The following is a 14,299-nucleotide window of genomic DNA, read 5'->3' as shown; positions in this document are numbered from 1 at the left end:
TTTATTATGGTTATAATTGTGGGTACCTGTTTTACTTTATCGCTTTAATTCTTTTTCCTTCAAGATTAGGATCGCCTTTGCCTGTGGTGATCAAATTGAACAAACTGTGTTGTATGTACTCCGTCCATGCGGGTGAGCAGGCGTCATAGCATTCCACATCGGGAGTCAGACCTTCGTGTGTGAAGACCAGCTTTGTTTTATTGCCGGCTTCGGTGATATCGAAAATGACTTTCGTGCCTGTCCATTCGTGTTTGTCTTGAATGAAGCTTAAGTGACTGTCCGTAGTTAGCCAAACGACTTTTTTACCCGGAATGACTTCTGTCAGTTTATGTTTGGTGTAATGGACGTCTTTTACCTGGAATGTAAACTCATCGTTGAGATTACTGGTGTTGCCTTCGATGCCTTCCGACCACCAACCACGTACGTTGTTGATCGCGTTGAAAACGTCCAGCGGCGACTGGTCTACCAATATGGTAGTCGTGAAATGCTGCTTTTGCATGATCTTTGTTTTTATTGTTTGTGATGATTTACCATACAAAGATACCATCCCCCGGGAGCCGGTAAAAGTGGCTAAACTGACAACAATGAGGTTGATAATGCCAAATTTGTGTAATTTACAGGGTAACTGGATCATTACTCATCACAGAAGGTGTTTTATGAAAATTGGTATACTGAATTATACTTACGCTGTGCCGACAAGCGTAAGCGGGCCCGCTGATATTTTTGCAGCTTTAATGAGGACCTATCCTGTTGTAAGTGGGAAGGCATTGGATATTGATTTTGAGATTGATCTCATTACAGAGGAAAAGGGCGTTTTCTGGAGAAAGCCTTTTAGTGAAAATACACAGCAGAAGATAACAAAGAAGGATGTTTATGACCTGGTGATCATTCCAGCAATGTTCTCCACGAAAATTGAGGAAGTCCTTCAAAAGGAGGCCAGGATCATTGAGTGGCTGAAGGAGCAATATAAAGGTAATACCGAGCTGGCAAGTATTTGCGTAGGCAGTTTTCTATTGGCTGCCACAGGGCTTTTAAATGGCAAAAAAGCAACTACCAATTGGATGTTTGCCGATTTGTTCCGGAAGAAGTATCCACAGGTGACGGTGGAGGACGATAAAATTATCGTTGATCAGGGCAGTATTTATACCTGCGGCGGCGCTTTTAGCTTTACTACTTTCATGATATACCTGATCGAAAAGTTTTGCGGACATGAGGTAGCCATTACCGCTTCCAAGATCCTGATGATCAATATGCACCAGCAGCCACAAACCAGCTTTTCCATATTTCAGTTTCAAAAAGGCCATGCTGATGATGCGATCGCAGTTGTGCAGCAATATATGGAGAAGAACTACACCAAGACCATCACGGTGAAGGAAATGGCTGGCATCAGCAATATGAGTCCCAGAAATCTGATCCGGCGATTTGAGCAGGCGACCAGTAACACCCCGCTGGAATACCTGCAACGTTTTAGAATTGAGAATGCAAAAAAGATGCTGGAGAATAAAAGTTATGGGATTGAACAGGTGGCTATGAAATGCGGATATGAAGACATGAGCTTTTTCAGAAAGGTATTTAAGCGGCATGTAGGCATGACGCCACGGGAATATAAAGATAAATATGGCCGGGGGTCGCTTAAAATGAAGTGATGAGGGAGCGGGAATGATCTCCAACTAATAATCAGAATTATGGGAAACATATTACCTATGAACAAGGGTAACTGGCAAAAAAAGGCCTTTTCTGTCCTGTGCCTGGTTTTTGTTATGACAACCCGATCGTGGTCACAAACTGGCGTGGCAGAAGGTCTTACGGACTCCGTATCCCTTGTTCAAACGGTGAATAATTTTGTCACCTCGTTCTCCATGTTGGATTGGGATCGTTTTGCCGGTTACTTTGAAGACAGCGCAACCGCCTTCTTTCCCCCTTCGGCCAGGTTTACAGGCAGGGCAAATAATAAAACAGAGATCGAACGTGTTTTTAAGCCTTTTTTTGATAAGGTCAGGAGCGAGAAGGATCATGGGCCCTACCTGACAATCGTCCCCCCAAAGTTTAAAAATACAGCTGTTGGGGACCGTAGCCATCGTAACATTCGTGTTGGAAGACCCGGGTATGTTCGGCAGACGGACGTTAGTCTTTGAAAAAAGGGATCATTCCTGGTTTATCATTCACCTTCATGCATCAGGCATATCCAACAAATGAAAAAATATTGCCATAGCCAAGACTGTTATACACCGTAAATAAATAGTCCTTAGGTTTTGGATCTTCCCGGACTTTTGTATATTTATCCGTGTTTGCAACCCTATTTAAAACCCTGTAACCTTTAACCATGAAAACCCTTATTGCCCTACTTTCCCTTTTATTTATCTGTTCAATCATTACTGTCGGTCAGGGAACTTTCTCTATAGGGAAGGCCGTGCAAGCGGTTGGTAGCGCGAAGAAATCCAGACAAGGAGACGATGCGTTGAACTTTCGGAAGATCAACGAGGCCATGGAGCCTGAATTGGTCATAATAGGGGACGACAGCTTTTATTACAAAAAGATATCCCCGAAAAGTCTGGCGGAAGTGTGCGATTACCCTCCTTACAACGCTCAGCGGAAGGAAGCTTATAAAGCGCTTAGCAGAGACCTGGATCACCTGGATGATTGCATTTCTGGTGTAGCGAATAAGCATAGTCTGTACTATGCAACGAAAGTATCCGATCTCAAAACCACTATTGACAATTTCAAGAGGGATTATCCGCAGTTTGCCATTGGCAGTTATGAAACCATCTATGCCGCTCTGCAACAAAGGCAGGACAACGAAAAAGAGCAAGAGCGACTGGCTGAAATAGAGCGACAGGACAGGGAAGCTGCCTATGAGAAAGCACAGGACAGCCTGAAGACTGTGGCCGAGCAGCAACAAAAGCAGGCCAGCCAGGCATCCCTCAAAGACGATGGGGATGACAGCAAGACGATGATGACGGTGGAAGAGGGGGGACAGGAATATGAGATTGGAACGCGGAAGGAATACCATGAGCAAGCAGGCCTTGCCAGCCAGTCATCTTACCTTTGCCGGTTCATGGGTTTCAAATTCTATTGGGTGCTGAGTATTCCCAAATTCCTGGTGGAGGAGGGGACCTTCGATCTGCAAAATGCCGAATTAGGTGCGAATAACCTAATGGTCATCAATATGATCCCATCTTCGCGCACACAGGCGCTGTATGGGAAGCTACAGGTCAAAGCAAAGGTGGATAAGGACGGACGAGTCACTTCTATGGTTGTTACAGGGAATCCCGTCAGCCTGATCCACCTGTTTCTCTGGTATTGGCCGACTACTCCGAGGCTGGCTAAGGGTTCCAACCTGAAATCGGGTCTTGTTTATAAGAAGCAGGTTTATGATGAGAGTATCACTTTTAATTACACTGCTACGCCCAGTATTGTTATTGCAAAGGTGAAATGAGATCGCTGCAGGGAAGGCTGTTTTCAATAGGGAGCAAAAGGATAGGATTCCTCATTTTGGCTACAAATACCCCCGATTAGGTTAGACGCGACAAACGGCGTCTGTTGACCTTTGTTGTATCACTCATCTAAAATATCGAGTAATGGTACGACAAAATAAAACTAATAAAGTATGGTTTATTACCGGCGCATCCCGGGGTTTTGGACGTGTTTGGGCCGATGCTGCACTTAAACGTGGCGACAAGGTCGCTGCTACGGCCCGCAGGTGGGAAAGCATTGCCCCTCTCAAAGAAAAGTATGGTGAAAATGTCCTCACGATGGAACTGGACGTGACCAGGCCCCATCAGGTGAAGGAGGTCGTGGCAAAGGCCCATGCCCACTTCGGAAGGCTCGATGTCATTGTCAATAATGCCGGCTATTCTCTGGTCGGCACGATAGAGGAGGCCAGTGAGAGCGAAGTCCGGGCGCTGTATGACACGAACATTTTTGGCGCAATTTCTGTCGTTCAAGCGGCCCTACCGTTGCTGCGAAAACAGGGCTGGGGGCATATACTTGGTATATCGAGCGGCCTTGGTCATGTGACGATGCCATTGATCGGCTATTATTGTTCGTCCAAATGGGCATTCGAAGCGATCCACGAGAGCCTTGCCGCAGAGGTTAAGCCTTTTGGTATTAAAGTGACAATCATAGAACCTGGCGCCTATGCGACCGAGTTTGGGAGCCAGTCATCTTTGAAGTTTGCCGGAGAGCTAGGTATCTATGCAGAGCTTAGGACGCACTTTATGGGACGTTTAAGGAACGCGGAAAGAGGCGATCCGAATGCGACGCCAGAGGCCCTCTTTAAGATTGTGGATGCGGAAAACCCGCCGCTGCGTTTGTTCCTCGGCAGCCAGAATTTGCCTTGGGTGCGCGCCGCCTATGCCGAGCGGCTGGCCACCTGGGAAGCATGGGAGTCTGTTTCGAATTCAGCCCAGGGCCAATCAAAGTAAAGAACCTCTGAAATCCTTTGGAGGGGAATACATTACAACCGATTTTTTGGGGTCGGTTGTAATTGTGTTAAATTGTATCGATGAAAAAGAAAGAAAGTATCCCTCAAAAGTTTGCCTCTTTATCCGAGGCACATCGGGCGCTTGGCCTGCCTAAGCCGCTACATCCATTGATAAGTTTAATAGATCATGCAAAAAGCAAAGTCGAAAGTAACAGATTGCCCCAGTCCCATGTGCTGAATTTTTATAAAATATCGTATAGGGAGAAACTTAGCGGGAAGCTAAAATATGGCCAGGATTATTATGATTTTGATGAAGGCGGCTTAATGTTCGCGTCTCCTAACCAGATAGTCGGCGGCAATGGTGAAGTCGGCGCCTGTTCCCGGTATGCTTTGCTGATACATCCGGATCTTTTATGGAATTATCCTTTGGCAAAGAAGATCAAGCAGTATGGTTTTTTCTCTTATTCAGTCAATGAAGCATTGCACCTTTCTGAAACTGAGAAAACGACTATTATTTCAATTTTTAAGCTAATAGAACAGGAGCTAAAAAGCAGGATCGATGATTTTAGCCAGGATGTGATCGTATCCCAAATTGAATTATTGTTGAATTATGCCAATCGTTTTTACAAGCGGCAATTCATCACCCGAAAAGCAATGAGTAGCGATCTGTTGCAAAAGCTGGAAGAAATTTTAGACGAATATTTTACCAACGAAATGTCTTTAAGCCGGGGAATACCGACGGTGCAATATCTTTCGGAACGCCTGAACTATTCTCCCAGTTATTTAAGCGATATGCTGCGTTCGCTTACGGGTCGGAATGCACAGCAGCACATCCACGATAAACTTATAGAGAAAGCTAAGGAAAAATTGTCTGTTACCCGTTTGTCTGTAAGTGAAATTGCATATGAATTAGGGTTTGAACATCCGCAGTCATTCAGTAAGTTATTTAAAACAAAGACGCACCTTTCGCCATTGCAATTCAGGCGATCTTTCAATTAAGAGAAGGGGTCCCATCTTTCACTCCATTCTCAGGGCATCCGTCACATTTAGCCACGCAGCCCGACTGGCCTTCATTCCTACAATCAGCACAGCTATGCCGACTGCAGACAATGGGGCGGCGACCAATATCCACGGTTGCAGCTGCGTACGATAGGCAAATCCTTGTAGCCAGCTATGCGACACCCAGGCGCCTACCGGTAACGCGATGGCAATGGCCAGTCCGATAGCGGGCACATAGTCTTTCAACAGGAGGAGCGCCAGGTCCGCTGCCCGGGCGCCCAGTATCCTCCGGATCCCCAGTTCTTTGGTTCTTTGTTCCGTCGCCGCCGACACAAGGCCAAACATTCCTAAACCGGCGATAATGATCGCAAGACCGGAGAAGAGGGTAAAGAGGCTGCCAGTCCTTTGATCAGCCTCATAAAGGCGATGGAAATCCTCGTCAAGAAACGAATAAATGAAAGGATGTCCATTCGCCACCTCTTCATATCTGCTCCTGATAGCCTTCAGGGTGCCTGTCATATTCAAATGGGACAGCCGAAACGTAACGGCACTGCCATCCCGCCCAAGGCGGAATACCACCGGATCGATGGGATCGCGAAGGGAGCCAGTGTTGAAGTCCTTCACGACACCGATGATCCGGAACCCCGAAGCCGAATCTGTCCCCGTATAGATCTTTTCGCCCAGCGGCCAGGCGTATCCGAGCACCCGGGCGGCGGTCTCGTTGATCAGCGCGCACGCCGAATCGGTAGGCAATTGAGGCGAGAAATTCCTCCCGATGACCAGTTTCATATCCAAAGTTCTCAGATAATCGGCATCGATCTGCCAGTCACCCAGCAGGGCCGTCGAGGTTACCGAAGCGCTCCTATCCTTAAAAAAGCCCCGGTAGACCACTTTTTGGTGAGGTAGAGACCCTGATACGGTGGCGCTAACCACTCCAGGTAAATTTTTCGCCTCATTGGCAAAGGTCCATACCTGGTCGCCCAGCGTACGGGTATCCTTTATCGTGACCACCTGCTGGCGGGTGTAACCCAGGTCATGGCGCCGGATGTAGGATAGCTGGGAGTAGATCACCCCTGTACCGATCATCAGCACCATGGCGACGCTGAATTGGAAAACCAGCAGCACCGTCCGCAGTATCGTAGTGCGGCTCCCCAGCGTCGTATGGCCCCGCAAGATATGCAGGGGGGCGATGCGTGACAGCGCCAGCGCAGGATAGGCGCCGGATACAAGGCCAACCAGGCCTGTCGCCAGCAAGAAGGCCGGGACCATCCATGGGGACAGAAGGATGGAGGCAGTAAAGGACTTGCCGGCCAACTGATCAAAAAAGGGAAGGAGGATCACTACCAGGAAAACCGCCACTCCCATGGCGATCCCGGCCATGCATACGGATTCCACCAGGAACTGTGCGACCAGGCGTCGCCGGCCTGACCCCAGCACTTTTTTCACCCCGATCTCGCGTAGCCGCCGCAGGCTGCGGGCAATCGAAAGATTGACAAAATTAATACAGGCGACCACCAGGATCAGCACCGCCACGACCATTAAAAGGACCACATACTGAATACTCCCGTTGGGTTCAAATTCGTGACCCAGATTGGAATAGAGATGGATCCGGGTCAACGGCATGCAATAATACCGGAAATGATCTCCGTTGCGCCGCAGATCGGCTGCGCTGTTGTGGAGCTGTTCATGTATTTGCGGATCAACATATTTCTCAACGGTCTGCGCCAGCATCCCGTCTATATCGGCCGCCCGAATGCCGGGGCGAACCAGCACGTAAGTGGCGGCAAACAGGTTGATCCATTCCTCCTTCTTTTGCTGGAGCGATCTTATCAGTTGAAAATGGATATGTGATGCCGCGGGCATATCCCGGATCACTCCCGTCACTACATAGACCGCGGTATCCTGGTCGAACCGGAGGGTTTGTCCCACCGCCTCCGTAGTGTTGAAGTACCGTTTCGCAAGTGTTGCTGACAGTACGACAGCGTTCGGCGCTGAAAGGACGGTGCGGGGATCTCCATCCATCATCGGAAGCGTAAAAACGGAGAAAAGCGAAGCATCCGCCAACATGACGCCGGGCTCGGAAAACACCTTGCCTCCGACGTGAACGGCCACGTTCTTTTGTACGGCCCGAATGCGCACCGCATTCGCCACGGAGGGGAAATCCCGGATAAGCGCGGCTGCCATGGCCGGCGGGGTTGCCACATCATTGATGCTGCCGCCATTGATATGGAGATCGGAAGCGATACGGAAAATGCGGTCGGCATTGGCATTGTACCGATCATAAGCGAGTTCGTTCACTACAAAGAGGGTGATAAAGATACAGGCCGTCAGGCCCAGCGCCAGGCCAAAAACAGTCATAGCGGTGAAACCCTTCTCCCGCTTAAGGTGACGCCATGCGGTGCGCAGATGGTTTGCCATAACCAGGTGAAATGCAAAACAGGCGGAATTCCATAAAAAAATATATCGGACGGGTCTTTTAACCGGAGATATGGCAATATCGCCATGGGTATATGGCACTAGTGCCACCCATGGGTCACCATTCGGTTACCTAATTTTGGAAAAAAAAGCAATGAAAAAAGTCATATTCATTACCGGGACGAACAGCGGATTTGGTTGGCTTGCGGCAAACAGTTGCGCGACTGCAGGGCACAAGGTATATGCTGCCATGCGCGATACGAAAGGGCGTAATGCCGATAAAGCAAAGGAATTGGCTCAGCAGGCAAACATTGAAGTAGTAGATGTGGATGTTACCGACGGAAAGTCTGTAACTGATGCTGTCGCTATGATCATCAGGAAAGAAGGCAGCATCGATGTGGTGGTAAATAATGCGGGCGTCTATGCGACCGGAATTGCCGAGACGTTTACAGAAGGGGATCTGGAGAAAGCTATGGATGTGAATGTGAAAGGCCCCTGGAGGATCATCAGAGCGGTATTGCCTCAAATGCGCAGGCAGGGAAAGGGGTTGATCATTAATATTTCAAGTGTCGCAGGCCGTTTCTCATTTCCATTTCAAATGGCGTACAATTGTTCCAAGTTCGCATTGGAAGGATTAACGGAGGGCTTGCACTATGAAGTAAGACCTTTGGGCGTGGATGTAATTATGATACAACCCGGGGCATTTCCCACTGAAATTTTTGGAAAAACAATGACCGGCTCAGATGCTGCCGTAATAGCCGGATATGGAGATCTGGCAAAAGTCCCTGAACAAATTGGAGCAGGTGTCGGGCAAATGTTTGAAGCATTGAAACCCAATCCGCAATTGGTTGCCGACGCAGTGCTGCAGCTCATTAATATGCCCACAGGTGAAAGGCCTTTAAGGACTGTTGTGGATCCCGCAACCGGGAACTATGCGGAAAGTGCCAATAAGCATGTGAAAGAGCAATACGAGCAATTTTTGACTGCATTTGGTATGCAGGGGATGTTGAATTGAAACAAAATAAAAATTACAAAGAAAATGACTACGCCAGATTTTACCACTACCATATTGGTAGACAAAACACCGAAAGAAGCTTTTAATGCCATTACCAATGTCCGCGGGTGGTGGTCGGAGGAAATTGAAGGCAGCACGGATAAGCTCAATGATGAGTTTCTATACCATTTCGAAGACATTCATCGTTGTCAATTGAAATTGATAGAAGTCATCGCTGACGAAAAAGTCGTTTGGCTTGTAATGGACAATTATTTTAAGCCTGGAATTTTCGATGTTCCTTCCCGTCAATTGGGCAGTAACGCCAGGTTCACGGAAGACAAAAGCGAATGGGTTGGTACAAGCATCAGTTTTGAAATCTCCAAAAAGGATAATAAGACGCAAATCCGTTTCACTCACCTGGGTTTAGTTCCCGCGTATGAATGTTTTGATGTCTGTTCGAATGGGTGGACCCACTATATACGGCTGAGTTTGTGGAGCCTGATCACCACGGGTAAGGGCCAGCCGAACAGCACTGGCAAGCCCATGACGACAGATGAAGAACAATTTCATGCTGCCGCAGGCAATATTTCAGATTTGTCGAAGTGAGAACTGTCATATTTGATCACATGCGGAAAATGAAGTCCGCATGCAACAATTGGGAAAGAAAAGCATTCCCTGGCCAGCTCATTTCTCGTTATTTCCCCCGCATCGAGGCGCGCAACGGCCTTTCTCTTGACAGCTATACTGCAATGGTGGTGCTTTTGGAGCTATAACTGGAATGAGTATTACAAGCCTGAGCATAGAGCGTTGGAAGCCGATGCGTTTTCCGGTTTCTATATGGATTTGGCAAAGCAGTATGCATGGAGCCAGATCCAATCTTACTATGCCAATGTTTATTCCAATGGCGATTACTTTTTTAGCGATCCTAGCCACCATGGCACGCCAGATCAGCGGTTTCAAGCGGCCTATTTGCGGGTAACAACTGCCATCATGTGCGGAAGTTATATCCAGGGAATTGACTTCCTAAAGCAAAAGCCTGCAAATAAGCTCGTGAACATAGGTGTAAGTGGACTGGCCTGTGTATCCTCTGCCTTCACTAGTGCAGTTGGAATGAGGTATTTTAATCCAAAGTTTATAACCAACGGTTTATAAGTGATTCACCCTCTGCAATACAGATACTATTGTATTGGCCCCATTGAAGCAGCCTTTGGCAACAAGCATTACAAAGGCTTGCAGGGCAATGCCAGGTAGAAGATGCTGCCTTCTCCAGGCTTGCTTTCCACTGTTAATAAGCCATTATTTAATTTGGCCAGTTCATAACATAACCGTAAGCCCAGGCCTATGCCCTTTTCATCTGCCGTACCAAAAGTGGAAACCATTTGGCCCTGGTTTAATTTTTCCAGTGTTTCCGGTGGTATGCCTATCCCGTTATCTGCCACGCTTATGGTAACTACAGCATTGGAGGTGCTTACCGAAACGGTAATAGTATTACCCGTATTACAAAATTTAATAGCATTGCTCACCAGGTTACGAATGATAACCTGTATCATATTCATGTCGGCCCATACAGTTATTTCCTCAGCTGTCAATTCATGCTTAAGCTTAATGCCTTTTGCCTCAGCCTGTTTAATAAAAATTTGCAAAGCATCGGTTATGACCTGGTGTACAGAAAATATAACGGGCATAACGGAACTGCCCCTAAACTGGCTACTGGCCCAGAACAGCAGGTTATTCACCAAATCTGAAGAATAATTAACGTCCCGGCGAAGTTCTTCCAATATCTTTTCGATATTTTCCTTTTCCTGGTAATTTTCTCCCAGCAATTGCAGTATCACTTTTAGAGAATGTAATGGCACTTTCAGGTCATGGGAAATGATGGAGAACATGTTGTCTTTTTCCTGGTTATTTTTCAACAATAACAGGGCTTGTCGCTCTATTTCTTCATTTTTGGTTTCCAGTATCAGGTTGTTCTTTTGTTTGATTGCTCTACTTCTGATTAGTAACAGAACCAGCAGACTAAGTAACAGGATCAACAGCAAAGCAATGAAAATCTGCAGTTCCTTTTTCTGAACAATACTTTTATTCAGGGCATCCTTTTTTTCCTGGGCAGCATTTAAAAGCGCTTCCTTTTTCTCGAATTCATAGCGTGCCTCCAGTTGTTCTGTTTTCTTACGCATTGTTTCATTAGCAACACTGTCCGAAGCCTGCTTTAATAATTTGAAATACTTCAATGCATAACGAGTATCGCCCAGTGCTTCATAAGTAGCTGCCAGTTCATTAACGGCGTTCAGAATATGGGGTTTACTTTTTACCGCCTGCGCCTTTTGTAAACTTATACTGGCATATTTTAAAGCCATTGGGTAGTTCTTTAACTGAATATATACGTCAGCAACCTCGCTTGCGCATTGGGACTGGCGTGTCATATCATCGGTATTACTAAAATAATCCCAGGCTTGAAGTAACGATGCCAATGCTTCTTTGAACCTGCCTTCAGCCTGGTAAAGCTTTCCAATTTGATCGTTGACTATCACAATGGCATACCTGTCTTTCAGGGCAGTTGCAACCTGTAATGCACGATTAAAACAAGACAACGCCTCTTCGTACTTTTTATCATTGGCCCAAAGCGACCCAATTACAGTTATTGCCATGTACCAGGCAAGGCTGTCTTTCCTGATTTGAAAAATATCGCTTGCCTTTTTTATTATATTCCGGGCGTCCTCATTTCTTCCTATTACATGATAGGCATTATTCCCTATATTGTACATGGCTTTCGCCATTAATAGCGAATCGTTCTCCTTCTCTGCCACGCGAAGTGCATCCTGGTAATACAGTAACATTTTTGAATAGTCGCCCAGTTCAAAATAGGCATTTCCTTTATGCCTTAGACTTATGGACTGGCCCCTGGCATACCCGATTTGGGTTGCAAGTTCCAGGGCTTTGTCGCTGTAGAAAATCAGGCTGTCGACGCTAATCCTGAAATAGGAAAAGGCCAGGCTGTCAAGTAATTCAACATAGGCTGTATCTTTTAAATAGCCAGGGTGCTGTTGCCTGGCAAGTATCTTGCTTCGTAACCGGGAAATGTTGGCAGATTGCGCCCAGCAGGGCTGGTATGGTTGCAGCGCTATCAACAATATACCAATAACAACGACTGTTTTACTCATAAGGGGAGAATGACTGGGGCTAACTTTTAATCATCATCGAACACACGCTCTCGACTAATATAATGAATTTTACAAAGTATAAATAACTATTTTTTAAGCATTACTGCGATTTTATCAGGTCTAGGCTGTCTCCGATCGATTGAAATATATTGCCTGCTTTTTCAACTAGCACCAAATGGAATGAATTCGAAGGTTTAAGTCTGTTGCCTGAGGCAGGAAGATCTAAGTAAGAAAACGATCATTGGCTGACGAACAACCTTCTTTTGATCTCGTAAACCTTTTCCTGCAAGGTTTCCAGGTAGGCATTCAAATGTTTAGTGCTGTTTTTGGCAAGTAAATGGGAACTTCCCTGTGGCAAATCCTTTTAAAGGTAAAAGAGCAAACCGAAACTCTGCCCGAGAAAAGAGGATAAAACCAGGCGAGAGTAAAAACTAAAAAGCCAGCAAACGTGCGTCGTTGCTGGCTTCTTTCTTTATTTTAATCTATGTTAACCAATATCTGCGGAGAGGGAGGGATTCGAACCTAACCTCCAATATGGTTTATTTTCAATGTATTGTGCTCGTGTGGCTGGCGGTGCACCGAATTTTCCACCGAAGTCTTTTGCAACGATTTGAAATAACAGTTACAATTTAGATCAAATAATTAATTGAGCAAAATCAGTCTTATAACCTTTTTGAGCATATTTTAAACCTTTTCATAAAGCCAAACGACATTTGATACCGGAGGTAATTTGAATTTTTTTGCAAATTATCTCATTTTCTAAAATCTGGGTCTAAACTCTCCTGTCGGTAGATATCCAAACTTTTTGACTTTTTCTTTGTGAATGACAAGGGGCAAACTTCCATTGAAAATTGGCCAGTTTACATAAATATCCTGGCGCATTGTAAATTATTTACTGACGGAGTTTCCTTCTACAATATGTACAATTTTTCCGGCAGTTGCAGGTAATGCTATCATTACTTCCAATCGAGGTGGCCGTCTTTCGCCGACATCAGGACAATGGTTGCTAATTTTTGCTTCCCAGTAATCCCGATATAAGTCAATGCGATTTGGACCTGGCTCAAAATCTAACCAGTTCGAATCTAAATTCCAAAACCTGGTTGCATATATTTCGATTATTGGGATTGGGTGTTTTGGCTTCGGTTCAATGGAGTTGGCGAAAACAATAGCTTCTGGGATGGAGTTTGCGGCAAAGATTGATTGTAATCTTGAGGAATACAAATGATATCTGGGTTCACGTTTAATCGTTTCCAAATAGTACTCCCGCAGTTGCGCCGAATTCATTTCCTGGATATTTGCGGATTGTATGATGGGCCAATACACTCTTCCAAAATATGAAAGATTATCCTCACCCAATGCTATTTCTTGCCCTTGCTTCAAGGATGCGTCCCGATCAGCATGATAAAATATTTGTTTGCACATCTTTGTACATTGCTTGGTAAATTAAAAATTATATTCTTTGAGGTCATGGTTCCTCTAAATTAAAATCATAACAGATTAGAATGAGGGAATGATGATATCCTATCGAAAATCTTCCCCCTTATAATTACAGGAAATATCAATGATCCGCATTTGCTTTCATCGCCTTTTCAAGTCTTGAACGCCTCCATTTATAATACCATTCTGGAACAAGCGCGCTATCCTTTCTGCTACAATATATCTTATCTTGGACCTGGCGTAACTCTTGCATCGTTGGATCTTGCTGGCTTAATTTTAATTGCAATACTGTTTTTTTTAAGTCTGAAGATGCTGACAAAGATTTCCTATTTTCCATGATTGTCTTGAGCGTTATGGTAATCACAGGCAAGACAGGAAGTAGGACAGTCGTAAGGTAGGTGCGAACTTTAATATCTGTAATAATTGCAATACCCAGAGAAATTACAAAAACAGATATGCAACAGAGGATATTTGCAGTTTTAAAATGTTCCCTCAGCTTGCCATCATAAAATAAATTCGTCTCCTGGCATAATAAAATACTTCTTTCATTTGACAAACCGTCTAAATTAATATCGTACCAGTTTTCTAATGGCATTTTTGGATCCGGCACCAATTTTTCCGCATTTTGTTCTATTATATGAGCTTCGGGTTTAGTGCCACTATTTGTTCCGTTCCAGGACAGGCCAAATAAATTGCAGTCAAATAATTCCTGCACCTTGGCTGCATTTGTTCTTAAACCTGAGATATAGACATTGAAGAACAAAATATCGGCAAAACAAATTAGCAATGATAGTGAAGCCTTATCGCTTTTAGGACAAGGTTGATTTAGACTTTTAATTCATTCTTCCTTTACAAAGATCGATTGTTTTT

The 14,299-nt window shown here is 45.3% G+C and carries 14 protein-coding genes; 9 read left to right on the top strand and 5 right to left on the bottom strand.

Translation table 11 applies throughout. The annotated features are described in order from the left end of the window. Positions 1 to 31: 31 nt before the first annotated feature. On the bottom strand, positions 32 to 499 hold the full coding sequence (locus tag Q4E93_RS33705) for an SRPBCC family protein (RefSeq protein ID WP_303592435.1): 468 nt from the start codon (positions 497 to 499) through the stop codon (positions 32 to 34). A 157-nt stretch (positions 500 to 656) separates the two neighbouring features. On the opposite strand from Q4E93_RS33705, the gene Q4E93_RS33700 reads away from it, so the two are divergent. The 6 genes from Q4E93_RS33700 (at position 657) to Q4E93_RS33680 (ending at position 5,422) form a co-directional block, all read left to right on the top strand. Continuing rightward, positions 657 to 1,646 (top strand): GlxA family transcriptional regulator, encoded by a 990-nt coding sequence (locus Q4E93_RS33700; protein ID WP_303592433.1) that lies wholly within the window; start codon positions 657 to 659, stop codon positions 1,644 to 1,646. A gap of 39 nt (positions 1,647 to 1,685) precedes the next feature. Beyond that, positions 1,686 to 2,135, top strand: a complete 450-nt coding sequence (locus Q4E93_RS33695; RefSeq protein WP_303592431.1) for a Cif family virulence factor — start codon at positions 1,686 to 1,688, stop codon at positions 2,133 to 2,135. After that, on the top strand, positions 2,089 to 2,196 hold the full coding sequence (locus Q4E93_RS34515; RefSeq protein ID WP_368501919.1) for a nuclear transport factor 2 family protein: 108 nt from the start codon (positions 2,089 to 2,091) through the stop codon (positions 2,194 to 2,196). The genes Q4E93_RS33695 and Q4E93_RS34515 overlap by 47 nt, the downstream gene beginning before the upstream one ends. 127 nt (positions 2,197 to 2,323) lie before the next feature. Then, on the top strand, positions 2,324 to 3,436 hold the full coding sequence (locus tag Q4E93_RS33690) for a hypothetical protein (RefSeq protein WP_303592429.1): 1,113 nt from the start codon (positions 2,324 to 2,326) through the stop codon (positions 3,434 to 3,436). Positions 3,437 to 3,578: 142 nt separating this feature from the next. After that, positions 3,579 to 4,424, top strand: coding sequence for an SDR family NAD(P)-dependent oxidoreductase (locus tag Q4E93_RS33685; RefSeq protein WP_303592426.1), 846 nt, complete (start codon positions 3,579 to 3,581; stop codon positions 4,422 to 4,424). Positions 4,425 to 4,504: 80 nt separating this feature from the next. Then, the gene (locus Q4E93_RS33680; protein ID WP_303592424.1) at positions 4,505 to 5,422 is read left to right on the top strand and encodes a helix-turn-helix domain-containing protein; all 918 of its coding nucleotides are present in this window, start codon (positions 4,505 to 4,507) and stop codon (positions 5,420 to 5,422) included. Positions 5,423 to 5,440: 18 nt separating this feature from the next. On the opposite strand, the gene Q4E93_RS33675 is transcribed toward Q4E93_RS33680, so the two are convergent. Further along, positions 5,441 to 7,840: an ABC transporter permease gene (locus Q4E93_RS33675; protein WP_303592422.1), complete on the bottom strand. Its 2,400-nt coding sequence runs from the start codon at positions 7,838 to 7,840 to the stop codon at positions 5,441 to 5,443. Positions 7,841 to 7,991: 151 nt separating this feature from the next. Here Q4E93_RS33675 and Q4E93_RS33670 point away from each other — a divergent pair, with 151 nt between their 5' ends. From Q4E93_RS33670 to Q4E93_RS33660, 3 genes are all read left to right on the top strand, one after another. Continuing rightward, positions 7,992 to 8,852, top strand: a complete 861-nt coding sequence (locus Q4E93_RS33670) for an SDR family oxidoreductase (RefSeq protein ID WP_303592420.1) — start codon at positions 7,992 to 7,994, stop codon at positions 8,850 to 8,852. A gap of 24 nt (positions 8,853 to 8,876) precedes the next feature. Further along, complete coding sequence (locus Q4E93_RS33665; protein WP_303592419.1) at positions 8,877 to 9,437, top strand: SRPBCC domain-containing protein; 561 nt, start codon at positions 8,877 to 8,879, stop codon at positions 9,435 to 9,437. A gap of 126 nt (positions 9,438 to 9,563) precedes the next feature. Continuing rightward, positions 9,564 to 9,983, top strand: coding sequence for a hypothetical protein (locus Q4E93_RS33660; protein ID WP_303592417.1), 420 nt, complete (start codon positions 9,564 to 9,566; stop codon positions 9,981 to 9,983). A gap of 68 nt (positions 9,984 to 10,051) precedes the next feature. Here the strand turns inward: Q4E93_RS33660 and Q4E93_RS33655 are convergent, their stop codons facing one another. The 3 genes from Q4E93_RS33655 to Q4E93_RS33645 all read right to left on the bottom strand — a co-directional run bounded on the left by Q4E93_RS33655 (position 10,052) and on the right by Q4E93_RS33645 (position 14,216). Further along, on the bottom strand, positions 10,052 to 11,992 hold the full coding sequence (locus Q4E93_RS33655; RefSeq protein WP_303592415.1) for a tetratricopeptide repeat protein: 1,941 nt from the start codon (positions 11,990 to 11,992) through the stop codon (positions 10,052 to 10,054). Between the two features lie 888 nt (positions 11,993 to 12,880). After that, positions 12,881 to 13,276 carry a hypothetical protein gene (locus Q4E93_RS33650; RefSeq protein ID WP_303592413.1) on the bottom strand — a complete coding sequence of 132 codons (396 nt, stop codon included), beginning with the start codon at positions 13,274 to 13,276 and terminating at the stop codon, positions 12,881 to 12,883. Positions 13,277 to 13,550: 274 nt separating this feature from the next. Continuing rightward, the gene (locus Q4E93_RS33645) at positions 13,551 to 14,216 is read right to left on the bottom strand and encodes an S-4TM family putative pore-forming effector (protein WP_303592411.1); all 666 of its coding nucleotides are present in this window, start codon (positions 14,214 to 14,216) and stop codon (positions 13,551 to 13,553) included. Positions 14,217 to 14,299 lie beyond the last annotated feature (83 nt).

This window comes from Flavitalea plasmicola, assembly GCF_030546645.1.
Classification (GTDB): domain Bacteria; phylum Bacteroidota; class Bacteroidia; order Chitinophagales; family Chitinophagaceae; genus Puia.
This window is presented reverse-complemented; position numbering and strand designations above follow the sequence as displayed.

Excerpts from the sequence above, each read along its gene's own strand:
- Q4E93_RS33680 (WP_303592424.1), top strand. The coding sequence starts at position 4,505 with ATGAAAAAGAAAGAAAGTATCCCTCAAAAGTTTGCCTCTTTATCCGAG.
- Q4E93_RS33650 (WP_303592413.1), bottom strand. The coding sequence starts at position 13,276 with ATGAATTCGGCGCAACTGCGGGAGTACTATTTGGAAACGATTAAACGT.
- Q4E93_RS33685 (WP_303592426.1), top strand. The coding sequence starts at position 3,579 with ATGGTACGACAAAATAAAACTAATAAAGTATGGTTTATTACCGGCGCA.
- Q4E93_RS33655 (WP_303592415.1), bottom strand. The coding sequence starts at position 11,992 with ATGAGTAAAACAGTCGTTGTTATTGGTATATTGTTGATAGCGCTGCAA.
- Q4E93_RS33690 (WP_303592429.1), top strand. The coding sequence starts at position 2,324 with ATGAAAACCCTTATTGCCCTACTTTCCCTTTTATTTATCTGTTCAATC.
- Q4E93_RS33705 (WP_303592435.1), bottom strand. The coding sequence starts at position 499 with ATGCAAAAGCAGCATTTCACGACTACCATATTGGTAGACCAGTCGCCG.
- Q4E93_RS33700 (WP_303592433.1), top strand. The coding sequence starts at position 657 with ATGAAAATTGGTATACTGAATTATACTTACGCTGTGCCGACAAGCGTA.
- Q4E93_RS33670 (WP_303592420.1), top strand. The coding sequence starts at position 7,992 with ATGAAAAAAGTCATATTCATTACCGGGACGAACAGCGGATTTGGTTGG.
- Q4E93_RS33675 (WP_303592422.1), bottom strand. The coding sequence starts at position 7,840 with ATGGCAAACCATCTGCGCACCGCATGGCGTCACCTTAAGCGGGAGAAG.
- Q4E93_RS33695 (WP_303592431.1), top strand. The coding sequence starts at position 1,686 with ATGGGAAACATATTACCTATGAACAAGGGTAACTGGCAAAAAAAGGCC.
- Q4E93_RS33665 (WP_303592419.1), top strand. The coding sequence starts at position 8,877 with ATGACTACGCCAGATTTTACCACTACCATATTGGTAGACAAAACACCG.